The sequence below is a fragment of the Chryseobacterium gilvum genome (genome assembly GCF_025628965.1).
GTDB lineage: Bacteria > Bacteroidota > Bacteroidia > Flavobacteriales > Weeksellaceae > Chryseobacterium > Chryseobacterium gilvum.
Genome location: NZ_JAOTEN010000002.1, coordinates 414648 through 435733, shown reverse-complemented (window position 1 = coordinate 435733; position 21086 = coordinate 414648). Strand labels below are relative to the sequence as shown.

General features: G+C 36.7%; 21 protein-coding genes. 13 read left to right on the top strand and 8 right to left on the bottom strand.

Annotation, left to right across the window (positions count from 1 at the left end; genetic code table 11):
- Positions 1–41: 41 nt before the first annotated feature.
- Positions 42–1082, bottom strand: coding sequence for a GMP reductase (locus tag N0B16_RS08685; RefSeq protein ID WP_262990432.1), 1041 nt, complete (start codon positions 1080–1082; stop codon positions 42–44).
- A gap of 67 nt (positions 1083–1149) precedes the next feature.
- Here N0B16_RS08685 and N0B16_RS08680 point away from each other — a divergent pair, with 67 nt between their 5' ends.
- The 4 genes from N0B16_RS08680 to N0B16_RS08665 are packed head-to-tail and all read left to right on the top strand — an operon-like array spanning position 1150 to position 3993.
- Complete coding sequence (locus N0B16_RS08680; protein WP_262990431.1) at positions 1150–1905, top strand: prolipoprotein diacylglyceryl transferase; 756 nt, start codon at positions 1150–1152, stop codon at positions 1903–1905.
- A gap of 2 nt (positions 1906–1907) precedes the next feature.
- The gene (locus tag N0B16_RS08675) at positions 1908–2141 is read left to right on the top strand and encodes a hypothetical protein (protein ID WP_262990430.1); all 234 of its coding nucleotides are present in this window, start codon (positions 1908–1910) and stop codon (positions 2139–2141) included.
- Positions 2142–2153: 12 nt separating this feature from the next.
- Positions 2154–3557, top strand: coding sequence for a radical SAM protein (locus tag N0B16_RS08670; protein ID WP_262990429.1), 1404 nt, complete (start codon positions 2154–2156; stop codon positions 3555–3557).
- Between the two features lie 4 nt (positions 3558–3561).
- The gene (locus N0B16_RS08665) at positions 3562–3993 is read left to right on the top strand and encodes a hypothetical protein (RefSeq protein ID WP_262990428.1); all 432 of its coding nucleotides are present in this window, start codon (positions 3562–3564) and stop codon (positions 3991–3993) included.
- A gap of 147 nt (positions 3994–4140) precedes the next feature.
- Here the strand turns inward: N0B16_RS08665 and N0B16_RS08660 are convergent, their stop codons facing one another.
- Both N0B16_RS08660 and surE read right to left on the bottom strand, forming a co-directional pair.
- Positions 4141–4755 carry a class I SAM-dependent methyltransferase gene (locus N0B16_RS08660; protein ID WP_262990427.1) on the bottom strand — a complete coding sequence of 205 codons (615 nt, stop codon included), beginning with the start codon at positions 4753–4755 and terminating at the stop codon, positions 4141–4143.
- A 162-nt stretch (positions 4756–4917) separates the two neighbouring features.
- On the bottom strand, positions 4918–5688 hold the full coding sequence (surE, locus tag N0B16_RS08655) for a 5'/3'-nucleotidase SurE (RefSeq protein WP_262990426.1): 771 nt from the start codon (positions 5686–5688) through the stop codon (positions 4918–4920).
- Positions 5689–5833: 145 nt separating this feature from the next.
- On the opposite strand from surE, the gene N0B16_RS08650 reads away from it, so the two are divergent.
- Positions 5834–7963, top strand: a complete 2130-nt coding sequence (locus N0B16_RS08650) for a carboxy terminal-processing peptidase (RefSeq protein WP_262990425.1) — start codon at positions 5834–5836, stop codon at positions 7961–7963.
- Between the two features lie 46 nt (positions 7964–8009).
- Here the strand turns inward: N0B16_RS08650 and N0B16_RS08645 are convergent, their stop codons facing one another.
- Positions 8010–8513 (bottom strand): superoxide dismutase family protein, encoded by a 504-nt coding sequence (locus N0B16_RS08645; RefSeq protein WP_262990424.1) that lies wholly within the window; start codon positions 8511–8513, stop codon positions 8010–8012.
- 196 nt (positions 8514–8709) lie between these two features.
- Here N0B16_RS08645 and N0B16_RS08640 point away from each other — a divergent pair, with 196 nt between their 5' ends.
- The 7 genes from N0B16_RS08640 to N0B16_RS08610 all read left to right on the top strand — a co-directional run bounded on the left by N0B16_RS08640 (position 8710) and on the right by N0B16_RS08610 (position 14947).
- Positions 8710–10938, top strand: a complete 2229-nt coding sequence (locus N0B16_RS08640; RefSeq protein ID WP_262990423.1) for a TonB-dependent receptor — start codon at positions 8710–8712, stop codon at positions 10936–10938.
- Between the two features lie 51 nt (positions 10939–10989).
- Positions 10990–11646: a hypothetical protein gene (locus N0B16_RS08635; RefSeq protein WP_262990422.1), complete on the top strand. Its 657-nt coding sequence runs from the start codon at positions 10990–10992 to the stop codon at positions 11644–11646.
- A 137-nt stretch (positions 11647–11783) separates the two neighbouring features.
- Positions 11784–13109, top strand: coding sequence for a 2TM domain-containing protein (locus tag N0B16_RS08630; RefSeq protein ID WP_262990421.1), 1326 nt, complete (start codon positions 11784–11786; stop codon positions 13107–13109).
- The gene (locus N0B16_RS08625; protein ID WP_262990420.1) at positions 13099–13401 is read left to right on the top strand and encodes a 2TM domain-containing protein; all 303 of its coding nucleotides are present in this window, start codon (positions 13099–13101) and stop codon (positions 13399–13401) included. The genes N0B16_RS08630 and N0B16_RS08625 overlap by 11 nt, the downstream gene beginning before the upstream one ends.
- 149 nt (positions 13402–13550) lie before the next feature.
- Positions 13551–13847: a 2TM domain-containing protein gene (locus N0B16_RS08620; RefSeq protein WP_262990419.1), complete on the top strand. Its 297-nt coding sequence runs from the start codon at positions 13551–13553 to the stop codon at positions 13845–13847.
- A 30-nt stretch (positions 13848–13877) separates the two neighbouring features.
- Positions 13878–14153: a 2TM domain-containing protein gene (locus tag N0B16_RS08615; RefSeq protein ID WP_262990418.1), complete on the top strand. Its 276-nt coding sequence runs from the start codon at positions 13878–13880 to the stop codon at positions 14151–14153.
- 50 nt (positions 14154–14203) lie between these two features.
- The gene (locus tag N0B16_RS08610; protein ID WP_262990417.1) at positions 14204–14947 is read left to right on the top strand and encodes a LytR/AlgR family response regulator transcription factor; all 744 of its coding nucleotides are present in this window, start codon (positions 14204–14206) and stop codon (positions 14945–14947) included.
- A 58-nt stretch (positions 14948–15005) separates the two neighbouring features.
- Here N0B16_RS08610 and N0B16_RS08605 read toward each other — a convergent pair whose 3' ends face one another.
- The gene (locus tag N0B16_RS08605; protein WP_262990416.1) at positions 15006–15776 is read right to left on the bottom strand and encodes an SDR family oxidoreductase; all 771 of its coding nucleotides are present in this window, start codon (positions 15774–15776) and stop codon (positions 15006–15008) included.
- A gap of 18 nt (positions 15777–15794) precedes the next feature.
- On the bottom strand, positions 15795–16550 hold the full coding sequence (locus N0B16_RS08600) for an SDR family NAD(P)-dependent oxidoreductase (protein WP_262990415.1): 756 nt from the start codon (positions 16548–16550) through the stop codon (positions 15795–15797).
- Between the two features lie 120 nt (positions 16551–16670).
- On the opposite strand from N0B16_RS08600, the gene N0B16_RS08595 reads away from it, so the two are divergent.
- Positions 16671–17081, top strand: coding sequence for a winged helix-turn-helix transcriptional regulator (locus N0B16_RS08595; RefSeq protein WP_262990414.1), 411 nt, complete (start codon positions 16671–16673; stop codon positions 17079–17081).
- Positions 17082–17121: 40 nt separating this feature from the next.
- Here the strand turns inward: N0B16_RS08595 and mnmA are convergent, their stop codons facing one another.
- A complete protein-coding gene (mnmA, locus tag N0B16_RS08590; protein WP_262990412.1) occupies positions 17122–18309 on the bottom strand; it encodes a tRNA 2-thiouridine(34) synthase MnmA in 1188 nt (395 codons plus the stop codon).
- Positions 18310–18486: 177 nt separating this feature from the next.
- Positions 18487–21015, bottom strand: a complete 2529-nt coding sequence (locus N0B16_RS08585) for an ATP-dependent Clp protease ATP-binding subunit (RefSeq protein WP_262990411.1) — start codon at positions 21013–21015, stop codon at positions 18487–18489.
- Between the last annotated feature and the right edge of the window lie 71 nt (positions 21016–21086).

The window sequence follows — 21086 nt, the reverse complement described above, 5'->3', positions numbered from 1 at the left end:
ATATAAATCCCTTTCATAACTTATGAAAGGGATTTTTTTGTTTAATCATTAAAAACCTGGTTCTCCTGCTCCTGAACTCTTATAAAAGTTGTCCTTTTTGATAATTCTTTCAGCTTTGAAGCACCAATATACGTGCAGGTTGACCGCACCCCTCCAAGAATATCTTTTACCGTTTCCGATACAGGTCCTTTATAAACCGCTTTTACCGTTTTGCCTTCAGACGCTCTGTATTCTGCAACGCCACCTGAATGTTTATCCATCGCGGTTTTAGAGCTCATCCCATAGAAAAGGCGGTATTTTTTACCATTTTCTTCAATAATTTCTCCGCCGCTTTCATCATGTCCCGCAAGCATTCCGCCGAGCATCACAAAATCTGCGCCGCCGCCAAATGCTTTAGCAACATCTCCTGGAACTTTACAGCCGCCGTCTGCAATAATATGGCCTTGCAACCCATGAGCCGCGTCCGCACATTCGATAATGGCAGAAAGCTGAGGATAACCCACTCCGGTTTTTACACGCGTTGTACAAACGGAACCGGGACCAATTCCCACTTTGATAATATCTGCACCTACCAGAAGCAGCTCTTCCACCATTTCTCCCGTTACCACGTTTCCGGCGATGATAATTTTGTCGGGAAAATTAGCTCTCGCCTTCTTTACAAATTGTACAAAGTGTTCAGAATATCCATTGGCCACATCGATACACAGAAACTCTATTTTGGGATGCAGGTCAAGAATTGTTTTTATTTTTTCTTCATCTGCCTTTCCGGTTCCGGTACTCAGCGCAATATACTGATGAATGCTTTCCGGCTGGCTGTCCAAAAACTGATTCCATTCTTCAACAGAATAATGTTTATGTATGGCTGTGATAATCTTATCTTTAGCTAATTCTGCCGCCATTTCAAAAGTTCCCACCGTATCCATATTGGCCGCGATAATAGGAACGCCGCTCCATTTTTTTTGAGTATGTCTGAAGGTAAATGTTCTTTCCAGATCAACTTCAGACCGGGATTGTAAGGTAGATCGTTTCGGACGGAACATTACATCCTTAAATCCCAGTTTGATATCATTTTCTATTCGCATATTGTGTAGTGATTATTTATTATACTTAAAATTAATAATTAATCTTAAATATAGTACTTTTGAAGGGATGGATTTTCCTGTTACTTTTGATATATTCGGTAAAACAATACTTGCGCATCCTGTTTTTGAAACTGTCGGGATATTTATAGCCATGCGTTATTATTTTTTTCTTAAAAGAAAATCACCGGAAAAAATGTCTTTCAATGTTTCTGCTGCCATACTGATCGGGGCTACGGCAGGTGCACTATTGGGCTCAAAACTGATTGGGAATTTAGAAAATCCGCATGCATTATTTGAAAATTTCAGTTTTAAAAGATTCTGGACCAATAATACGATTGTGGGCGGACTTGCTTTTGGATTGATAGGCGTTGAAATCGCAAAAAAGATCGTCGATCATAAAAAAAGCACCGGAGATCTGATCGTTTTTCCTTTGATTTTAGCAATCATTATTGGCAGAATCGGTTGTTTTTTTACAGGAGTGTATGAAGAAACATATGGTTTACCGACAGATTCCATATTCGGAATGCATCTCGGCGATCAGTATCTGAGACATCCCGTTGCTTTGTATGAAATTGCTTTTTTACTCTTTATGGCGTTTGAACTGAAAATGATTTCACGAAAAAATAAGTATGTTTCCGGATTCTTATTCCAGTTATTTATGCTCAGTTATTTTAGTTTCAGGTTTCTTTTAGATTTTATCAAGCCTAAAATTGAAATCCTCGGAAATTTAGGAACTATTCAGCTGGTTTGTCTTTCAGTGATTATGTATTACATTTATAAAATTAAAAGCAGTACCGTTTTGCTTCAGCATCAAAAAATTTAAATATGAAAATGCTTACACTTTTGGAAGTTGGTGGATTAGAAGGTTTAGTCGCCATCATTATTCTGATCATTATTTTTGTGGCGGCTTCCGTCTCTTTCATGTTAACAATGATTATAAAAATATGGTATGAAAATAATGACGGCCGAAAGTTTTCTAAAAAACAGTTTTGGATGACGATGCTTATTTCCATGTTAATCTGCGGATTGATAAGCGGAGTTGTATGTGGAGGAATGTAAAAAAAAGAAATTATGCCGGTAAGAAATTATACCTATTACGATTATACCATCAGTCTCTGTCCGCAATGCCTGAAAAGAGTGGGAGCTAAAATTATCATCGAAGATGAAGCGGTTTTTATGACCAAAAGGTGTCCCGATCACGGTTTTTTTAAAACGATGATTGCTTCAGACGTCCAGTATTACAAAAATATCAGAAATTACAATAAAGCCTCTGAAATGCCTGTTCATTTCGGAACAGATGTAGAATACGGCTGTCCTTACGATTGTGGCTTATGTGTTGATCATGAGCAACATAGCTGCCTTTCTATTGTAGAAGTGACCGATCGCTGTAATCTTACCTGTCCCACTTGTTACGCCATGTCTTCTCCTCATTACGGAAATCACAGGAGCCTGGAACACATTGAGGCCATGTTTGATACGATCGTTGAAAACGAAGGCGAACCAGATGTTGTTCAGATCAGTGGTGGCGAACCGACCATTCATCCGGAATTTTTTAAAATTATGGATATTGCCAAAACAAAACCGATTAAACATCTTATGCTGAATACCAACGGAATAAGAATTGCCAATGATCCCGGTTTTGCTGAGAAACTCGCAACCTATGCTCCGGAATTTGAAATTTACCTGCAGTTTGATTCTTTTAAACCGGAAGTTTTAGAAGATTTCAGGGGGAAAGATCTGACCAATGTCCGCATGAAAGCGTTGGAAAAATTAAATGAACTCAATCTTTCCACCACACTCGTTATTGTTCTTCAGAAAGGTAAAAATATTGACGAGATCGGGAAGCTGATTGAATTTGCCTTAAAACAAAAATGTGTCCGCGGAATTACATTCCAGCCGGTGGAAGTAGCCGGAAGAAACCGGGAAGATTCTGCTCACGAAAAAATTACGCTGACAGAAGTACGCCAGGAAATCCTTAATCAGTTTCCGTTGCTGAATGCAGATGATATTATTCCGGTTCCGTGTAACCCGGACTGTTTGGCAATGGGCTATATTTTAAAACTGGAAGGGGAAACCATACCGCTTACACGATATATCAATCCGGCAGATTTGTTGAATAACGAAACTAAAAATACGATTGTGTATGAGCAGGAGAAAGGTTTGCAGATGCAGCTTTTAGATATTTTCAGCACCGGAATTTCTGTTGATCAGGTACAGCCGAAAGTGAATCAGTTGTTATGCTGTCTTCCGGAAGTTTCTGCGCCGAATTTAGATTATGACAATCTTTTTAGAATTATTATTATGAATTTTATGGATGCACATGATTTTGATGTGCGTGCTGTAAAAAAATCCTGCGTCCATATTGTGAATAAAGATTTAAAATTGATTCCTTTTGAAACGATGAACCTTTTTTACCGTGATGATAAAATAAAGTATCTGGAGGAATTGAGAAGGGATGATAAGATTTTGTTTTAAATAGATGAAATCGAAAAATATTCTTTTTGCAACTTTGATTTTCTTTTGTGCCATTTCATGCACAAATCGTATTGCATTTAATAATATTGATAATTTTTGTGGACAAGATTCAATTAGAATTTTTTATACGAGAAAAAAGAATGCTATTAAATATCGCGATTTCTCTTTTGTTTTTCGTTCAGGAATTAAGGATACGATTCAAGTAACATATGAAGATCAAATTGTTAGAAAGTTTGTAGATAATGAATTACAAGATGATCACAATCTCCAGTTTTTTACTTTTAAAATCAATAAAGATTCTTTGGTCAGAGTATCCATAGGAAATGAAAATTATTGTTTTAAAATCAATAATACGTTTTATTATTATGATTTTATTAAAAGAAAAGGAATTCTTGAGGTTTATGCAGATGGACTGCGAAATAGGAATTTTGAATAAATCTATAAAGAATTGCTTAAAAGAAAGTCACACAGATTTTGCAGGCTTTTGAAATAATTTCTCTATTAATAATTTTAATTTAAAACGACATAGGAATTTCACAACCGAAACAGCAGCTGCACAAAACCGCTTTCAGCAGCTGTAGCATTAGTTTAGGCCTCTTTTAAAACTACAAAAAGTAAAATTTTGAATCGTATCAAATGGTGTTTTATGATCTTCGTTTATACATTCCAATTTTTCAAATCCATTTCTCATGACTTCTGTAAGAGCATCTTCACTATATTGTTTTATCTCCAAACCGCTACATTTTTTAGGACCATTTTCTGAAAAAGTTCCGACTACTAAGTAACCAGTAACAGATTTTTTTGCTATTGAAATGTAGCTATCGATTTGTTCTTTGAATGTTAAAAAATGAAATGCAGCTCTATCGTGCCAAACATCAAACTTTTCAACGGGTTTAAAATCCAAAATATCAGATTCTACCCAATTTATTTTCTCGCCTTTTTTGCCCAATCTTTTTTGTGCTTTTTCTAATGCTGCTCTCGAGATATCTAAAACTGTAATATTTTCGAAACCTTGCTCTATTAAAAAATCTACAAGCTTGCTGTCTCCACCGCCAATATCAATGATTTTTGCACTCTTATCTAAGTTAAAAGTTTTGATAAACTCGATTGATATTTTTGGAACTTCTTGCGTCCAACTAACCTGTTCTGGGTTTTTAGTTTCATAGACAGTTTCCCAATGTTTCTTATTTTCATTCATACATCTTGTTCTTTATGCGCAACCTAAGCGGTTGCCACCAACGGTCAATTTGTGCAGGTTTGGGAATTTTAGGATTATTTTAATTTTTAGCTTTCAGATTCCAAGTCTTGCCCAGAAGCTTCGGGATTGATTTTTTATTTTAAGATAAAAGAATAATTTCTTTTAATTAAATTTCATCACTTCTTCCAAAGTCTTCATATATTCATACGCCGTTAAATCAAACTTCACAGGTACAATTGAAATATATCCATTGGCTAAAGCCGTTTCATCAGCATCTTCAGACTCATCCATATTGTTGAAATACCCGGTAAGCCAGTAATATTTTTTTCCGTGCGGGTTCACTCTTTCATCAAAACTTTCTTCCCATTTTGCATTCGCCTGCTTGCAGACTTTTACTCCTTTTATTTCTTCTTTGGTAAGTTTCGGAATATTGACGTTTAAAACAATTCCTTTCGGCATCGGGTTTTCCAGCGTTCTTTTGACAATTTTCTGAATATATTCTTTAGCCTGGGTAAAATCTGCTTCCCAGCTAAAATCCTGCAAAGAAAAACCAATTGAAGGAAGCCCTTCTACACCGCCTTCTACTGCTGCAGACATCGTCCCGGAGTAGATTACATTGATGGACGAATTGGCACCGTGGTTAATCCCGGAAACTACAAGATCCGGCCTTCTTGGCAAAATTTTATCAAGAGCCATTTTTACACAGTCTACAGGAGTTCCGCTACATGAAAAATCGGTCTGCGGACCTTCAAGATGAACTTCTTCATAGCTTAGCGTAGAATTTATGGTAATAGCATGGCCTTTACCGCTTTGCGGAGAATTAGGCGCCACTACAATTACGTCTCCTATTTCGTTCATAAACTCTACAAGATTTCTGATACCGGGAGCTGTAATACCATCGTCATTTGTTACCAGAATAAGGGGTCTTTCCATAAAAAATTTTAATTTTAACAAAAATACTTAAATCTATCTGATAATTGTAAATAAGGTATTAAATTTGATAGTTTGTAACAGTTATTTAATTACAACTACTAATTCATATACTTTTAAAAAAATAATAAATATACATTGCCGATTTATGTGGAAAAATTTCAAACTCAATAAATTTTTACTCCTGATTCCATTAACAAGTCTTATATTTTGCTTCAATTCGCCGAAGAATGATGATGAAAAAATGCAGACGATAATGGTAAGCGTTAAAAACACACTTTCTTACTTACATTACAGCCCGAAACCCATTAATGATGCCTACTCAAAAGATGTGTATAAGCACTATTTCGAATTGGTAGATCCGGGGAAAAGATATTTTCTGCAGTCGGATATGGATGAATTCAGCAAGCATGAAACCAAGCTGGATGATTATCTGAATCTGGGAGACCTTTCTTTTTATAAACTCACGATTGACAGATTATACCAAAGAGTAGACGAAATCGATAAAATTACCCAGGAAATTTTCGATAAACCTATCAATTTAGAGGAAGACGAAACTTTGGTTCTTGAGCCGAAACTTAAAAAAGTTCCTGCCAATAAACAAGAGCAGTATAATGAGTGGAAAAAATTCATCAAATACAATATTCTTCAGGAGATTGAATCGATGAACAGCAAAGAAGATGCTCAGAAAGAGAAAAAAGATTCTGTACAGAAATACAACCTCAAAGACACCATTAAATTGGAAATTCTTACGCCTCAGCAAAAGATGACAAAAGCGACTGATGAAGTGAAAGATCTTGTAAAAGAGACCTTTACAAGGTTTAAGAAAAGAAAAAAGATGGATTGGTTTACCGTATATATGAATGCATATACTGAAGTTTTTGATCCTCATACGAATTATTATTCTCCTAAGGATAAAGAAGATTTCGATACCCAGTTTGCAGGAAAAGTAATCGGAATCGGAGCTTTGATTCAGGAGAAAAAGGGCTATCTCTATCTTGGTGCTTTGACGATTGGTGCACCTGCCTGGAAATCAAAACAGCTTTCAGAGGGCGATAAGATTTTAAAAGTAAGGTCCAAGCCAAAAGAAGACGCCGTAAATGTGGTAGGAATGCTTTCTGATGAAGCCGTACGTTTAATTAGAGGCGAAAAAGGAACTCCGGTTACCTTAACCGTTCAGAAAAAAGACGGAACTATCAAAGATGTGACTATGATTCGCGAAGAAGTTGCCATTGAAGATACTTTTGCGAAAAGCATTATTGTAGATTCTCCGAATGGTAAAAAATACGGATTTATTAATTTGCCGGGTTTCAACGCAGATTTTGAAGATACAAAAGGAAGAAACGCTTCTGATGATATTAAAAATGAAATCATTAAGCTTAAAGCGCAAGGAATTGAAGGTATTATCTTAGACCTTAGAAATAATGGTGGCGGTTCTTTAACAGAAGTGGGAGACATCATGGGTCTTTTTATGGATGCAGGTCCTTACGTACAGGTAAAAGACGGCAACGGAAAAATCCAGACGCTGAAAAACAAGCAGGAAGCTCCGATATGGACAGGTCCTTTGGTAATTATGCAAAACGAGCTTTCAGCTTCCGCTTCCGAGATTTTAGCAGGCGTAATGCAGGATTACGGAAGAGCGGTTATCATCGGTTCGCCTCAGTCTTTCGGAAAAGGGACGGTTCAGACGTTTGTAGACCTCAACAGGTTTTTAAATACAGAAGATGATTTTGGATCTTTAAAATTAACGATTCAGAAGTTCTACAGAATCACCGGAGAATCAAACCAGAGAAAAGGGATTGTTTCTGATATTCAGATGAAAGATTTCTTCACCTACGCAGAAGTAGGAGAGCGATATGATGATTTTGCATTGGCTTGGGACAAAATCCCTACGGCTAAATTCCAGAAACTCAATTACTTCGATACCAAAGCTTTAGAAAGAGCAAGTGCAAGCAGAATGGCAAAAAATTCAAACTACCAGTTATTGCTGGAATCTGCACAATGGAGAGAGCAATTGGATAAAGAAGAAACCATTACGCTGAACATCAATAAGTTTAATGATCTGATGAAGCAGAGAAAAGCACAGATCGAAAAATTCAAAGCCCTGACAAAATTTGAAAACGGATTGAAATTTACGATGTTCCCAAGTGAAATCGAGAGGGAGAAAAAAGACGAAGCATTCAAGAAAAAATCTGAAATGTGGGTCAAAAATCTTAAAAAAGACACTTACCTTCAGGAAGCAATGAATATTATTGCGGAAATGAAGACCAAGGCATAATAAAAAAGCCGCTCATTTTTGAGCGGCTTTTTTATTTTAAATCAATTTATTTAATTTCAATACATCCTACTCTTCCACCGGCATTACCGGTTGGCTGAGTATGGAAATCGTCTGCCGCAGCGTGTACGATCATTCCTTTTCCGATAATATTTTTAGATTCATCGGTACATCCAAGACACCATTTATCAGTTTTAAAAGTTAAAGTAGCCTTTCCGCTTTCATCGGCAACCAAATTTCCGATATCTCCCATATGAAAATGCTCATTTCCCCATTTTCCATGGTCATTTTTACTTGGGTTCCAGTGTCCGCCGGTAGAGGTACCGTCCGGAGCAGAGCAGTCGCCTTTTTCATGAATGTGTACCGCATGAATTCCCGGAGTTAAATTGGTAACTTCAAGTTTCATCATCACTTCATTTCCTTTTTGGATAAATTTTGCCGTACCGCCGGTTTGCGTATTGCTTTTAGGCATAATACTGTACATTTTTCCTGTGCCGCAAGAAGCAGCCGCTAATGCGCATCCTGCAAGAAGGGTTATGGTCTGTAATTTCATGTTTTAATTTTAAATGATTATGATGGTATAAAGTTAATTAAAGATTCCTGAACATGAATCATAAATCGCTCAAGCCTTTGCACTTTTATGAATTTGAAAGCTGCGGATGACGGTTCAGGAGTAAAATAGTTCCGTTCAGTTAAAAAAATTAAGTAAACTGAAAATTTCGTTTTATTTTTGAACCGAAATTAAAACTATGAAAACGCAAACGAAAACACTGTTATTTCTTACCTTTTTTCTGTCTTTTTTGGGCTACTCTCAAATAAAGATTTCAGGGAAAGTAAGTTTCAAAAACAAGGGCATTAAAGACGTAAATGTTACCTTGAAAGACACTTATGACGGAGCTACTACAGATTCTGAAGGCAATTTTTCTTTTGAAACAGCAGAAAAAGGGTCGCATACTTTAATTTTTGTTCACCCCAAATATACTGAGGTTGAAAAAGCAATCGCCATTGCAGATCAGGATGTTGCCGTAAATGCCGAATTAAAAGAGCAGATCAATGAAATTGATGCTGTAGTGGTTTCTGCAGGCTCTATTGAGGCAAGCGACAAAAAAAGAGCTACCGCTTTGCTTACGCCCATCGATATTTATACCACAGCCGGAGCTGATGGACAGATTTCTTCTGCCTTAAATTACCTTCCCGGCGTACAGAAAGTAGGGGAAACCGAAGGTTTATTCGTGCGCGGCGGTACAGGTACAGAATCTAAGATTTTTATGGACGGAGCTTTGATCAACAATTATTTTTCCAGTTCTATACCCGGAATCGCCGGAAGAGACCGTTTTAATACTTCTCTTTTCAAAGGAAATATTTTTTCAAGCGGTGGATATTCTGCGTTGTATGGGCAGGCTCTTTCCGGGGCTTTAATGCTGGAAAGTGTAGATCTTCCGGATCAGAGTTCCTATGATTTCGGAGTTTCCCCCATATTTTTAAATGCAGGATTTCAAAAGCTGAGCGATAACAAAAATTATTCTTATGGCGCCACTTTAGGATATTCTAACCTGAATCTTATGAAAGAAGTATTCAATTTTAATACAAACTTTATGGATGCTCCTGCAGGAATTAACGGGGATCTGAATTTTAGAATTAAAACAAAATCCGGTGGATTTATAAAATATTACGGAATGTTTGATACCAATACAATGGGGGTGAAAACAGAAAGCCTTGAGCCGGAATATGATTTTTCTTTAATCAGGTTAAAAGGAAAAAACACGTATCATAATCTATCATTCAAACAAAAATTTGGGAAATATCTTCTTAATACAGTAGCTTCCTATTCCTACAATCAGTCAGACCTTAATTTTTCTACTGAAAAAAATCAGTTGGAATCTGAAAAAACACAATTAAAAACCGACGGCAATTATATTAACTTTAAGGCGGTGATCGATCGGAAAATTAACAAGATCAGTGCTTTGCGAGGAGGTTTGGAATTTAACAGTGCTTCCGAAGGCCTTACTTTCGGGCAGGTTTCCAAAAACTACCAGGATTTGATTTCTGCGGCTTTTGTAGAGACAGATTTGGGCTTCAGCAATCAGTTATCGGCAAAAATAGGGGTAAGAGCCGAAAACTCATCTTATCTGAATAAGAATAATATTGCCCCACGTTTCGCTTTGGCTTATCGTTTTGCGAAAGACTGGACCACTTCTTTTGCCTACGGATTATTTTATCAGAATCCTGAAAGCAAATACATCAATTCATCTGCAAAGCTGGGTTTTCAGCAATCACAGCACTACATTTTTCAGGTGCAGCGATCTACAGAAGGAAGAAGTCTGCGGTTTGAAGCTTTTTACAAAAAATATGATGATTTGATTAAAACACGGAATATCGTACCGGATTCTGATCAGAATCAGCAGGTGCAGGCTGCTTTCAATAATGACGGATATGGTTTTGCGAAAGGATTGGAGCTGTTCTGGAGAGATAAAAAAACATTTGAAAATATCGATTATTGGATCAGCTATTCATTTTTAGATTCCAAAAGAAACTTTCTGAATTATCCGGTAAGCCTGAAGCCAAATTTTGCCGCAGAGCATACCATTTCCGCAGTTGCCAAAAGATTTATCCCAGAATGGAAAACAGGAATCAACCTTTCTTATACCTACGCTAAAGGAAGACCTTATTACGATATTGTTACTGAAAACGATCGGAATGTGATAAGAACCGAAGGCAGACTGAAAGATTACAATGCGCTGAACCTCAGCTTCAATTATCTCCCGAATTTGGGTAAAAAAGATGCTAAGGCATTTACCATATTTGTGTTGAGCATTTCTAATGTTTTAGGAAATAAAAATGTCTACGGGTACAATTTTTCACAAACCGGATCTAGAAGCTCTACTGTGGTTCCGCCGGTGAATACTTTTGTTTTCGTAGGAATGTTTATCAGTTTCGGAGTCGATAAAACACAGGATGCGATTAATAATAACCTTTAAACCTCAATAAAATATCTATATTTATTAAAAAATAACTTAAAATTTAAAATTATGAAAAAAAACCTATTCAGTTTTGCTTTAGTATGTATGAGCCTGTTTTCATTTGCTCAGGCTGGTTATGAAAAAGTAATGTCAGAAAAAATAGCTAAAATCGAAGTATGCAAGACGCCGGAAGATTTTCAAACGTTGGCCAATGATTTTCAGAGAATTGCCGATAAAGAAGAAGATAAATGGCAGCCCAGTTATTACACTGCTTTTTCCTATATTCAAAAAGGCAGAGTCTTGATGAGAGAAGGCAAGATGCAGGAACTGGATGATGTTTCGGATCAGGCGCAAAAGTATATTGACATGGCCGAAAGTGTAGAAAAAGGGAATTCTGAAATCCATTTGCTGCAAAAAATGGTCTATTCATTAAAAATGATGGTCAATCCACAGGGAAGGTATATGACTTTCGGGACCAAAGCCCAGGAAGAATTGGCGATTGCCGAAAAACTGAATCCGGAAAATCCGAGAGTGGCTCTGATCAAAGCAGAAGATACCTATTTTACGCCGGAACAATACGGAGGCAGCAAAGAAAAGGGAATGGAGCAGTTTAAAATGGCCCTTGAAAAATTCAATACTTTTAAACCGAAAACTGCCCTGGATCCTAATTGGGGTAAATCAGAAGCCAAATATTTTATAGGAATGACCTCATCATCCGCAAAATAGCAGTAACCGATCAAAATACAAACCTTTCTTGCCGGAAAGGTTTTTCTATTCCCTTTCGGGAAACGAAAATAACAGTTCAGTCAAAAAAAAGACGGGCGCTTCTCAAAATCAATTAATTTTGAACCAGAAAATAGATTATGAAAAGAAAAAACATCATCATACTGCTTTGGATTTCTCTGGCAACAGCCATATTCTTCTTTGTGTTTTTTACCGGTGATAAAACCTTTTATAATTTTTTACTGAGCCTTATCATTTCTTGTATGTATTCATTTTTAATAGGGGCCGGAAATGGGATGATTAACGACTTTCTGAACAAAAGGCTGCCTTGGTCTGAAGCTACAACTAAACGAGCCGTGATCAGTATCATTTCTATACTAATTATCAACAGTATTCTGGTATATTTCTGCAATTACATCAATTTTGTCGTTTTTCAGAAAAATGCTACACCAGAAGAGTTTTTTGCAGGGAAATACAATTTTATCAATTGGTTTATGATCAATATTGCGTTGTTGATTTCTGCGTTTCTTCATGCAAAAGGTTTTATGGAAGAGCTCAAAAAATCTTCCCGAAAAGAAGTGGTAGAGCAGAAACTGATTGCAAAATCGGCCAATGCACAGTTTGAAAGCCTTAAAAACCAGCTTGATCCGCATTTTCTTTTTAATTCTTTAAATGTTTTAAGTTCTTTAATTGATGAAAATCCGGCTCAGGCGCAGAAGTTTACCGCCTCAATGTCAAAGATTTACAGGTATGTTCTGGAGCAGAAAGATAAAGAGCTTGTAACGGTGGAAGACGAAATAGAATTTGCAAAAACCTATTGCGATCTTTTAAAAACAAGATTTGAAGACAGTGTGGATTTTGAATTTAATGTAAAAAAAGAAGAGTATAAAAAATTCGTCGTTCCGCTTTCTCTTCAGCTTCTTTTGGAAAATTGCATCAAACATAATTTTGCTACTTCATCCAGGCCGCTTCTGATAAAAGTGTTTTCTGAAAACGATATTTTATGCATCGAAAATAACTTGCAGGTAAGAGAGCAAATGAAAGAAAGCGCAGGGATTGGCCTTGCCAATATCGTACAGCGGTATTCGCTGCTCACAAAACGGAATGTATTCATCGAAAAATCTACAGATTACTTTAAAGTAAAGCTTCCTGTTTTATCTGCAAAACCCAATGTGGTAAGTACAGCTATTCATCAAGAAGATAAATCTTACGAAAAAGCGCATAAAAGGGTCAAAGAAATAAAAAGCTTTTATGCTAATCTTACTTCTTACTGCATCATCATTCCATGTTTAGCGATCATTAATGTTATTACTTCACCGCATGACCTTTGGTTTTATTTCCCGATGTTGGGTTGGGGAATAGGGATTGCTGCTCACGGAATGAGCGTTTTTGGCATCGGAAAAAACTGGGAAGAGAAAAAAATAAGAGAAATTTTAGAAAAAGAAAATAACAGATATGGAAAATGATATAAACAAAAACATCCGCTTTAAAGAAGTGGAGAAAAGAGTAAAAAAAATAAAAGGATTTTATATTCATCTGATGGTGTATGTGCTTGTCAACCTGTTTGTTATCGGGATGATAGCCATAAAAATGAATCAGAGTGAAAAACTCTGGAGCTGGAATCTTATTCAACTTCCTTTATTTTGGGGAGTAGGTTTGATGTCTCATGCATTTACCGTTTTTTTACCTTCTATCATTTTGGGAAGAAATTGGGAAGAGAAAAAGATCAAAGAACTGATGAATAAGGATAAACCGTAAAGAGCCATTATTTAAATTAATTCAGATCATCATATTTTACGGCTCAGCAATTAATAATAACCGTTCAGTCATATAAAGTTTTCAGGCAGCAATTTCTGCGCTACATTTGAATCATCAAACAAAAGCGAACTGCAAAAATTAACAACATTATGGAAAATCTATCATTCAACAAAGAAAATCTTGCGTACGAAAAAGCGGCCAGAAGAGTACAGGAATTAAAAAAGTTTTACGGAAACCTTACTTCATACTGTCTTGTCATCCCTTTTTTATTGATTCTGAATCTTCTGACTTCTCCTGAACATCTATGGTTTTACTGGCCTATGTTGGGTTGGGGAATTGGTCTTGCCGCTCATGCCGCCAATGTTTTCGGAATAGGAAAAAACTGGGAAGAGAAAAAAATACAGCAGTTAATGGAAGAAGACCAAAAAAACAAGAACCTACTTTAATTTTCTTTATCACTATTTAAAACAATGATCATGAAATACAATCAGGCTTACGAAAGAGTGCAGCAACTCAAAAAATTCTACAGAAACCTTGTATGGTTCGGAATTGTTACAGTAATTATAGCGGCGAGAAATTATGACAGAACCGGAGATTTCGAAAGATCAATTTTCAGCGGATCTTTTATTCTTACAATTTGGGGAATTATTTTAGCAGTAAAAGCGGTTAAATTATTTGTGCTGAATAACGAATGGGAAAATAAAATTCTGGAAGACGAGCTTAAGAAAACTAAAAAACCTATTCATTTTTAAAACTGAAAAGATTTAATTATTTTTATTTTAGATAAATACATAAACACTTTATGATCAGAACGCTCATCATTGAAGACGAAAAACCAGCAGCAAGAAAGCTTGAAAGAATGCTAAGCGTATTCCCTGAAATAGAATTAGTTGCAAAGGTAGAATCGGTGGAAGAAGGTATAGAATGGTTTACTCAAAATGATCATCCGCAGCTTATTTTTTCTGATATTGTACTGGGAGACGGTTTATCGTTTGATATTTTTGAAAAGGTTCCTACCAAGGCGTTTATTATTTATACAACAGCTTTTGATCAGTACACGCTAAAAGCATTTAAACTGAACAGCATTGATTATCTTCTCAAACCCATATTAGAAGAAGATCTTTCTGCAGCTATTGAAAAATTCAAATCTTTCTTACCGGATGACAACTCCGGGAACGTACAGGAAATTAAGCAGTTAATCAAAAAAGAAAAAACGACACTTTCAAGAATTTTGGTTAAAATAGGCTATAATCTAAAAATTATCCAGACCCAGGAAGTGAGCTGTTTTTTCAGTGAAAATAAAATTGTTTATCTGCAGACGCAGGAGCGAACTTATCCTTCAGACTTTACTCTCGATGAGCTGGAAGATGTTTTAGATGAGAAAACGTTTTTCAGGGTAAACCGGCAGTTTATCATCAATTCTGAGTATATCAAAAATATTCACACTTCGCCCAATTATAAGGTTGAACTCAATTTTCAGCCGGAGGAAGAAATAACCGTAAGCCGTGACCGCGTCAAAGATTTTAAGGATTGGCTGGTTAGCTAAAAAAAGTCCGGAATATTAATCCCGAACTTTTGTTTTAGAAGTTTTATATCTTGATGATCTATCTCATCAGACTGATGTTGGTAAGGCCACCATCAGATAAAATTTCTGTACCAATGATGAAAGATGATTCATCAGATGCCAAAAATACGGCGGCGTTGCCAATGTCCGATGGAAGCCCTTGTCTTCCTACAGGAGTGATGTCAATCCACATCTGCTTTACTTGCTCCAATTGTTCCTCTGAGACAAGTTTTCCAAAAACAGGGGTATCGATAGATCCGGGTGAAAGTGCATTTACCCTGATTTTCCGGGATAATAAATCTAAAGACAATCCTTTAGCTAAAGATATGATTGCAGCTTTTGCCGCCGAATAGATGGCCATTCCCGGCGCAGCACGATGTGCTGCACTCGACCCGATTAATATGATTGAAGCGCCGTCGTTCAGATACGGAAGTGATTTTTGAACGGTAAAGTACGCGCTTTTTAAATTCAGCTCCATGTATTTATCATAGCTTTCTTCTGTGGTTTGATCTACTGTATTCATTGCAATACCATCAACAACGCCACCTGCATTTACCACCAAGGCGTCAATTTTGCCAAATTTCTCAGCTGTTTTTTTAAAGATATTCTCTAAATCATCAAGATGGGTAACATCACCTTTCACCGCGATAAATTCTCCGTTTAATGCCTTAATAGAATCTTGTAACGTCACTTCATTTCTTCCGGTAATGGTACCTACAGCACCTTCATTTTTAAACGCTTCTGCAATACCAAATCCGATTCCGCTGTTTCCACCGGTTATTACTGCTACTTTATTTTTTAATCTTTCCATTTTCTTAAACTCAAATTTTTATAAACCATAAATTCCACCGGAAACGGATATTTTTTCTCCGTTGATCCATGCTGCGTCATCAGAAGCAAGAAAGACAACCGCTTTTGCGATATCTTCCGGTTGACCGGTACGACCCAGTGGAGTAGTAGAGATCAATTTTGCTTCAAACTCACTGCCGATAAATCCGGCACTGTGAGATCCTTCTGTTTCTACAACACCCGGCAAAATAGAATTGATACGGATATTTTTGCCTGCAAATTCCTTTGACAAAGCAATCGTGATGGCATCTAATGCTGATTTTGTTGCAGAATAAACAGAACCGGTAGGAAGTGGAGTGTTACTCGCTCCAGAACTGATATTAATAATATTTCCACCTTTTTCACCAAACATTTTTACGGCTGACTGAATGGTAAAAATTGATCCCAAAACATTGATGTTGAATTGCTGGTGAAAGGTTTCAGCGGAAACCTGCTCGATAGGTTCATAATTATAAATTCCGGCATTATTTACTAAAATATCCAAGGCGCCAAAAGCGTTCTGTGCCTCGTCAAACAATCTGATCACATCTTCCTGCTTTGAAACATCACCCTGAACAGCAATTGCGGTTCCGCCATGAGTGGTAATCTCATGCACTACTTTATCTGCATCTTCTCTGCTTGAAGCATAATTTACCACTACTTTTGCTCCCTCTGCTGCAAAATATTTTGCAATAGAAGCGCCTATTCCTTTTGAAGCACCTGTTATAACAGCAACTTTATTTTTTAATTTGTCCATTGTTCTTTTATGTATTAAATTTCTGGTACAAAATTACCACATCTAAATTTATTTTGGTAACTTTGTTACGAAAAGTAACAGTAACTACAGCGTAACCTTGTAACCTAAAAGTAACCAGATATGAGTTGTCAACCTATAAAAACCGAAAAGCATAAAAAAGAAATGATGGCGGTGCAGGATTCTATGGACGTATTAAGCGGGAAGTGGAAAATAACCATTATTTCATCAATCTGTTATTACAACAAAAGAAGATTCTCAGACATTCTGAATGATGTGTCCGGGATTTCTAATAAAATGCTGAGTAAAGAATTAAAAGAATTGGAGATCAATAAACTGATTAAACGAACGGTTTTGAATACTCAGCCAATTACCGTACAGTACGAGCTTACAGAACATGGGAAGTCTTTGCAGACGATCATTAATAATCTTACGGATTGGGGCATTAAACACAGAAAAGAAATTATCGGGAATAATTCTGAAATCTCAGACCATCCTGAATCGCAAAATATTTTGGCGGAAAGTAATATTTAAAATAATGACATAAAAAAAGACCTTTTAAAGGTCTTTTATATTATGCAATGACACCGCTTCCTAAAAGCTCGTCTTCGATATACCAGGCTGCGAACTGTCCTTCTGCAATAGCAGATTGCGGCTCATCAAATTCCATATAAAAAGCATTTTCAAACTGATAAATTGTTGCCTTCTGAAGTTCCTGACGGTAACGGAATCTCGCCATAACGTTCATCGATGATCCGTTTTTTAATCGTAAATCTTCGCGTACCCAATGAAGTTCTGAATTATCAATCTTTAAAGCTTTTTTGTGAAGCCCCGGAAAGCTGTGGCCTTCTCCAACGAAGATGATATTGTTGTCCATATCTCTGGAAATAATGAAACAGCTTTCTTTGTGGCCGCCGATTCCTAAACCTTTGCTTTGACCGATAGTAAAAAACTGAGCACCTTGGTGTTTTCCGATCATTTTACCATCTGTTTTTTTATAATTAATTTTTTGGCTTAAAAATTCTAATTCTTCTTCTTTTGATGAAAAATCTGGAATTTCCATAGAAAATAAAGGTGAATCTTTGAAAATTTCTACAATTTCGCCCTCTTTCGGAGTCAGCTGCTGCTGTAAAAACTGTGGAAGGCTTACTTTCCCAATAAAGCACAATCCCTGAGAATCTTTTTTATCGGCTGTTACCAACCCGATTTCCTTCGCGATTTCTCTCACCTGTGGTTTTGTCAGCTCACCGATTGGAAATAATGCTTTAGATAATTGATCCTGAGATAATTGGCATAAAAAATAAGATTGGTCTTTATTGTTATCCTTTCCTGCTAACAGATGAAAAATTTTTTTTCCATTTTCATCAACGGTAGAATCTACTCTTGCATAGTGTCCTGTTGCCACTTTATCAGCACCTAAAGACAGTGCTGTTTTCATAAAAACGTCGAATTTTACTTCGCGGTTGCATAAAACATCAGGATTAGGAGTTCTTCCTCTTTGATATTCGTCAAACATATAATCGACAATACGCTCCTTATACAGCTCACTCATATCAATCACCTGAAACGGAATTCCTAATTTCTGAGCCACCATTAAGGCGTCGTTGCTGTCCTCAATCCAAGGACACTCATCTTCCAATGTTACGGAAGCATCATTCCAGTTTCTCATAAAAAGGGCAACCACTTCATGCCCTTGTTGCTGCAGCAAATACGCTGTCACACTTGAATCTACACCTCCGGAAAGGCCTACTACTACTTTCATGTATTCAATTTTACGACACTCTTAACGGGAGTTCTTAGTTGAGCCGCAAAATTACAATAATCTTATTCACAAAAAAATGATAATTTTAGGCATTGATAAAAACGATATTCTGGGGTATCTATAAAATAAAAAACACCGAGTAATCCCGGTGTCTTTGTATAATTTAATTATTGTATTCTAAGAAGATTTCTCTGCAGATTTTTTAGTTTTCTGCGTTTTTCCCTGCAGTCCGTCTTTAGCTTCATTGACGTCCAGAGTTACGGTTTCTCCTTCAGTCAATTGTTTATTGACAAGCATTTCAGCCAATAAATCTTCAATATATTTCTGAATCGCTCTCTTCAATGGTCTCGCTCCGAAATCTTTATCCCAACCTTTTTCTGAAATGAAATCTTTAGCTTCGGTAGTTAATTCTACTTTATAGCCTAATTTTTCAAGTCTTAAATACAGCTTGCTCAGTTCGAGATCGATAATTCTTGTGATATCGGTTCTTTCAAGAGAGTTGAAGATCACAATATCATCAATCCTGTTCAAGAATTCCGGTGCAAATGCTTTTTTAAGTGCATTTTCGATCGTACTTCTTGTTCTGGAATCTGAATTCGATTTCTTGGCATTGGTTCCGAATCCTACACCGTCTCCAAAGTCTTTAATATCTCTGGTTCCGATGTTTGAGGTAAGAATGATAATGGTATTCCTGAAATCAATCTTTCTTCCTAAACTGTCGGTAACATGGCCTTCATCCAAAATCTGTAACAAAATATTGAATACATCAGGATGCGCTTTTTCAATCTCATCCAAAAGAACGACGGCGTATGGTTTTCTTCGTACCGCTTCCGTCAACTGGCCACCTTCTTCATATCCTACATATCCCGGAGGCGCACCGACTAATCTTGAAACCGCGAATTTCTCCATATATTCACTCATATCAATTCTGATCAAAGCTTCGTCAGAATCGAAAAGTTCTCTTGCCATCACTTTTGCCAGCTCAGTTTTACCGACACCTGTTGTTCCTAAGAAAATAAAGGTTCCGATCGGTCTGTTCGGATCTTTTAGTCCGGCTCTGTTTCTCTGGATCGCTTTTACTACTTTTTTTACAGCGTCTTCCTGCCCGATTACTTTTCCGTTAAGGTTGGTATCCATTCCGGCCAGTTTATCCAGCTCATTTTTACCTACTTTCGTTACCGGAACACCGCTCATCATAGAAACAACTTCTGCAACACTCTCTTCAGATACGGTTTCTTTTTTCTCTTTTACATCTTTATCCCATTGATCCTGAGCAGAATTTAATTCCATCTGCAGACGTTCTTCCTCATCTTTCAGCTTTCTTGCTTCAAGGTAATCCTGTGCTTTTACGGCTTTCTGCTTCAGTTCTTTGATATCTTCAATTTTCTTTTCAAAATCGATGATCGCAGTAGGAACTTTCATGTTTTTAATATAAACACGGGATCCCGCTTCATCCATTGCATCAATAGCTTTATCCGGTAAAAAACGATCGGTAATGTATCTTGATGTCAAATTGACACACGCTAAAATCGCTTCAGGAGTGTAGACTACATTATGATGCTCTTCATATTTATCCTTAATCTGATTCAGAATCTGAATGGTTTCGTCAATGGTGGTTGGTTCTACCATCACTTTTTGGAATCTTCTTTCTAAAGCACCATCTTTCTCAATATACTGACGATATTCATCCAGAGTGGTTGCACCAATACATTGAATTTCGCCTCTTGCCAAAGCCGGTTTAAACATATTAGAAGCATCTAAACTTCCTGTAGAACTTCCTGCTCCTACAATAGTATGCAGCTCATCGATAAACAGAATGACATCGCGGTTTTTTTCAAGCTCTGTCATAATGGCTTTCATTCTTTCTTCGAATTGGCCACGGTACTTTGTTCCGGCTACTAAGCTCGCAAGATCCAATGTGATCACACGCTTGCCAAAAAGAACCCTTGAAACTTTTTTCTGCTGAATTCTTAAGGCTAATCCTTCAGCAATGGCAGATTTACCAACACCCGGCTCACCAATTAACAAAGGATTGTTTTTCTTTCTTCTTGATAAAATCTGCGAAACACGTTCAATTTCTTTTTCACGGCCGATGACAGGATCTAATTTCCCGTCTCTTGCCAAAGAAGTAAGGTCTCTTCCGAAGTTATCCAAAGTCGGCGTTTTACTTTTTGCAGAACCAAGATTTCCTGTAGGCTTTCTCATCTGCTCAAATTCTTCACGGTCATCGTCATCATCATAAGCGCTCATCTGCGGCGCCTGTCCGGAATTTTTAAGCAATGTTTGGTACTCTTTTGAAACTCCTTCATAATCGATATCATAAGCACCTAAAATGCTTGAGGTAGGGTCTTCATATTTGTATAGAATACCTAAAAGAAGGTGAACGGTATTGATCTCATTGCTTTTATACTGTCTGCATTCCAGCTCTGCACGCTTAATGGAATGATCTGCCATTTTCGTGAATGAAATATTGGTGACTTCCTCAGAAATAGGATTTAAACTTACTGTATTTAAAGTTTCAATTTTTCTTCTGATTTGTGTTAAATCGGCGTTGAGGTTTTGAAGGATTTCTTTAGCAGAGTTTTCTGTTTTTATAATACCTAAAAGTAGATGTTCTGTATTAAGAAATTCACTTTTCAGCCGCTTAGCTTCATTTTTGCTTTGTTTGAACACTTGGCTCAAACCTTGTGAAAACTTATAATCCATAATATTGTATCTCAAATTAGAACAACGATAACATTTATCGTTTATTCTATATCTAAATTACAAATATTTTA

Coding starts and splice junctions, on each gene's coding strand:
- N0B16_RS08685 (WP_262990432.1), bottom strand. CDS start 1,082: ATGCGAATAGAAAATGATATCAAACTGGGATTTAAGGATGTAATGTTC.
- N0B16_RS08680 (WP_262990431.1), top strand. CDS start 1,150: ATGGATTTTCCTGTTACTTTTGATATATTCGGTAAAACAATACTTGCG.
- N0B16_RS08675 (WP_262990430.1), top strand. CDS start 1,908: ATGAAAATGCTTACACTTTTGGAAGTTGGTGGATTAGAAGGTTTAGTC.
- N0B16_RS08670 (WP_262990429.1), top strand. CDS start 2,154: ATGCCGGTAAGAAATTATACCTATTACGATTATACCATCAGTCTCTGT.
- N0B16_RS08665 (WP_262990428.1), top strand. CDS start 3,562: ATGAAATCGAAAAATATTCTTTTTGCAACTTTGATTTTCTTTTGTGCC.
- N0B16_RS08660 (WP_262990427.1), bottom strand. CDS start 4,755: ATGAATGAAAATAAGAAACATTGGGAAACTGTCTATGAAACTAAAAAC.
- surE (WP_262990426.1), bottom strand. CDS start 5,688: ATGGAAAGACCCCTTATTCTGGTAACAAATGACGATGGTATTACAGCT.
- N0B16_RS08650 (WP_262990425.1), top strand. CDS start 5,834: ATGTGGAAAAATTTCAAACTCAATAAATTTTTACTCCTGATTCCATTA.
- N0B16_RS08645 (WP_262990424.1), bottom strand. CDS start 8,513: ATGAAATTACAGACCATAACCCTTCTTGCAGGATGCGCATTAGCGGCT.
- N0B16_RS08640 (WP_262990423.1), top strand. CDS start 8,710: ATGAAAACGCAAACGAAAACACTGTTATTTCTTACCTTTTTTCTGTCT.
- N0B16_RS08635 (WP_262990422.1), top strand. CDS start 10,990: ATGAAAAAAAACCTATTCAGTTTTGCTTTAGTATGTATGAGCCTGTTT.
- N0B16_RS08630 (WP_262990421.1), top strand. CDS start 11,784: ATGAAAAGAAAAAACATCATCATACTGCTTTGGATTTCTCTGGCAACA.
- N0B16_RS08625 (WP_262990420.1), top strand. CDS start 13,099: ATGGAAAATGATATAAACAAAAACATCCGCTTTAAAGAAGTGGAGAAA.
- N0B16_RS08620 (WP_262990419.1), top strand. CDS start 13,551: ATGGAAAATCTATCATTCAACAAAGAAAATCTTGCGTACGAAAAAGCG.
- N0B16_RS08615 (WP_262990418.1), top strand. CDS start 13,878: ATGAAATACAATCAGGCTTACGAAAGAGTGCAGCAACTCAAAAAATTC.
- N0B16_RS08610 (WP_262990417.1), top strand. CDS start 14,204: ATGATCAGAACGCTCATCATTGAAGACGAAAAACCAGCAGCAAGAAAG.
- N0B16_RS08605 (WP_262990416.1), bottom strand. CDS start 15,776: ATGGAAAGATTAAAAAATAAAGTAGCAGTAATAACCGGTGGAAACAGC.
- N0B16_RS08600 (WP_262990415.1), bottom strand. CDS start 16,550: ATGGACAAATTAAAAAATAAAGTTGCTGTTATAACAGGTGCTTCAAAA.
- N0B16_RS08595 (WP_262990414.1), top strand. CDS start 16,671: ATGAGTTGTCAACCTATAAAAACCGAAAAGCATAAAAAAGAAATGATG.
- mnmA (WP_262990412.1), bottom strand. CDS start 18,309: ATGAAAGTAGTAGTAGGCCTTTCCGGAGGTGTAGATTCAAGTGTGACA.
- N0B16_RS08585 (WP_262990411.1), bottom strand. CDS start 21,015: ATGGATTATAAGTTTTCACAAGGTTTGAGCCAAGTGTTCAAACAAAGC.